Origin of the sequence: Pseudooceanicola sp. HF7, assembly GCF_011806405.1 — a bacterium.
Taxonomy (GTDB): Bacteria; Pseudomonadota; Alphaproteobacteria; order Rhodobacterales; family Rhodobacteraceae; genus Pseudooceanicola.
In genome coordinates, this window is record NZ_JAATOW010000064.1 from 2,501 (window position 1) to 5,752 (window position 3,252).

The 3,252-nt window shown below is 52.9% G+C and carries 2 rRNA genes; both read left to right on the forward strand.

Features of this window, described 5'->3' with window-relative positions:
• Positions 1-117: 117 nt before the first annotated feature.
• A 23S ribosomal RNA gene (locus tag HCZ97_RS20220) occupies positions 118-2,948 on the forward strand.
• Positions 2,949-3,063: 115 nt separating this feature from the next.
• Positions 3,064-3,178: ribosomal RNA gene (gene rrf / locus HCZ97_RS20225) — 5S ribosomal RNA — on the forward strand.
• Positions 3,179-3,252 lie beyond the last annotated feature (74 nt).

Consider the following 3,252-nt stretch of genomic DNA (forward strand, 5'->3'; position numbering starts at 1 on the left):
TGGACGTAGGTCCAGGCGGGAAATGTATGACTTTTGATCCGGAACAGAGACACAGCGGACGAACCAGCCCGCACATACAATGTGTCGCGACAGACTTGTCTGTCTTCTTCTGGATCAGATCAAGCGCGAGAAGGGCGTTTGGTGGATGCCTTGGCAGTAAGAGGCGATGAAGGACGTGATACTCTGCGATAAGTTCTGGGGAGCTGAGAATAAGCTTTGATCCAGGAATTTCCGAATGGGGCAACCCACTTGAATGCTTGATGATATTATCTCGCTTAGGCGAGGTGGTTATCATTGAGTATAATCAAGTACTTATTACCTGAACACATAGGGTTTTAAGAGCAAACCCGGGGAACTGAAACATCTAAGTACCCGGAGGAAAGGACATCAATATGATACTCCCCTAGTAGCGGCGAGCGAACGGGGACCAGCCGAGCCTTGAGTGTGAATAGAATGGTCTGGAATGGCCAACCATAGTGGGTGACAGTCCCGTATATGAAGCATGATAGGACGTATTAAGTAGGGCGGGACACGTGAAATCCTGTCTGAAGATCGGGGGACCACCCTCGAAGGCTAAGTACTCCTTACTGACCGATAGCGAACCAGTACCGTGAGGGAAAGGTGAAAAGCACCCCGACGAGGGGAGTGAAACAGTACCTGAAACCGAACGCCTACAATCAGTCGGAGGCTCCTTGCGAGCTGACGGCGTACCTTTTGTATAATGGGTCATCGACTTGGTCTCACGTGCAAGCTTAAGCCGATAGGTGTAGGCGCAGCGAAAGCGAGTCTTAATAGGGCGTCGAGTTCGTGGGATCAGACCCGAAACCGAGTGATCTAGGCATGACCAGGATGAAGGTAAGGTAACACTTACTGGAGGTCCGAACCCACACCTGTTGAAAAAGGTCGGGATGAGTTGTGCCTAGGGGTGAAAGGCCAATCAAACTCGGAGATAGCTGGTTCTCCGCGAAATCTATTTAGGTAGAGCGTCATCCGAATACCCCGGGGGGTAGAGCACTGGATGGGTAATGGGGCCCCACAGGCTTACTGATCCTAACCAAACTCCGAATACCCGGGAGTACTAGATGGCAGACACACTGCGGATGCTAACGTCCGTAGTGGAGAGGGAAACAACCCTGACCTCCAGCTAAGGCCCCTAATTCATGGCTAAGTGGGAAAGCAGGTGGGACGACCAAAACAACCAGGAGGTTGGCTTAGAAGCAGCCATCCTTTAAAGATAGCGTAACAGCTCACTGGTCTAATTAAGTTGTCCTGCGGCGAAGATGTAACGGGGCTCAAGCCATGAGCCGAAGCTGAGGATGCACATAGTGCATGGTAGCGGAGCGTAGTGTGACATAGCTCCATGCGTCCTTATCCTTCTTCGGAAGGTATTGGACGCAAGGAGCTTTCAGTGAAGCCGGGCTGTAAGGCATCCGGTGGAGAGATCACTAGCGAGAATGATGACATGAGTAGCGACAAAGAGTGTGAGAGACACTCTCGCCGAAAGTCCAAGGGTTCCTGCTTAAAGCTAATCTGAGCAGGGTAAGCCGGCCCCTAAGTCGAGGCAGAAATGCGTAGACGATGGGAATCAGGTTAATATTCCTGAGCCAGGAGGATGTGACGGATCGTGGCGGCGTGCGGGTCTTATCGGATTGACCCGTATCCAAGACGGTTCCTGGAAATAGCCCTCCATCAGACCGTACCCTAAACCGACACAGGTGGACTGGTAGAGCATACCAAGGCGCTTGAGAGAACGATGTTGAAGGAACTCGGCAAAATACCTCCGTAAGTTCGCGAGAAGGAGGCCCGGTGCATGACCACCGGGGGCACAAACCAGGGGGTGGCGACTGTTTACTAAAAACACAGGGCTCTGCGAAGTCGCAAGACGACGTATAGGGTCTGACGCCTGCCCGGTGCCTGAAGGTTAAAAGGAGGGGTGCAAGCTCCGAATTGAAGCCCAGGTAAACGGCGGCCGTAACTATAACGGTCCTAAGGTAGCGAAATTCCTTGTCGGGTAAGTTCCGACCTGCACGAATGGCGTAACGACTTCCCCGCTGTCTCCAACATCGACTCAGCGAAATTGAATTGCCTGTCAAGATGCAGGCTTCCCGCGGTTAGACGGAAAGACCCCGTGCACCTTTACTACAGCTTCACACTGGCATTAGGCCGAACATGTGCAGGATAGGTGGTAGACTTCGAAGCAGGGACGCTAGTTCCTGTGGAGTCTCCCTTGAGATACCACCCTTGTTCTGCTTGATGTCTAACCGCGATCCCTTATCGGGTTCCGGGACCCTGTGTGGCGGGTAGTTTGACTGGGGCGGTCGCCTCCTAAAGCGTAACGGAGGCGCGCGAAGGTTGGCTCAGAGCGGTCGGAAATCGCTCGTTGAGTGCAATGGCAGAAGCCAGCCTGACTGCGAGACTGACAAGTCGAGCAGAGTCGAAAGACGGCCATAGTGATCCGGTGGTCCCGAGTGGAAGGGCCATCGCTCAACGGATAAAAGGTACGCCGGGGATAACAGGCTGATACTGCCCAAGAGTCCATATCGACGGCAGTGTTTGGCACCTCGATGTCGGCTCATCTCATCCTGGGGCTGGAGCAGGTCCCAAGGGTACGGCTGTTCGCCGTTTAAAGAGGTACGTGAGCTGGGTTTAGAACGTCGTGAGACAGTTCGGTCCCTATCTGCCGTGGGTGTAGGATACTTGAGAGGAGTTGCCCCTAGTACGAGAGGACCGGGGTGAACGAACCACTGGTGGACCAGTTATCGTGCCAACGGTAGTGCTGGGTAGCTATGTTCGGAAAGGATAACCGCTGAAGGCATCTAAGCGGGAAGCCCCCCTCAAAACAAGGTATCCCTGAGGGCCGTGGTAGACCACCACGTCGATAGGCCGGAGATGTAAGTGCAGCAATGCATTCAGTTGACCGGTACTAATGGCCCGATAGGCTTGATTTGATCCAGTAGAAGACAGAAATCTCTACGGAAAATCAAAAGCATACACACATAACAGTGTATCAACTAAATCACGGACAGCAGTTGATCGATATCTCTCAGTCGGATTTTTCCTCGGTCTGGTGGTCATAGCGCGAGCAAAACACCCAGATCCATCCCGAACCTGGCCGTTAAGTGCCGTAGCGCTGATGGTACTGCGTCTTAAGACGTGGGAGAGTAAGTCGCCGCCAGACCTAGAAAAAATCCAAAACGATACAAACAAACAAAAAAGCCCCGGTCAGTAATGACCGGGGCTTTCTTGCGTTCG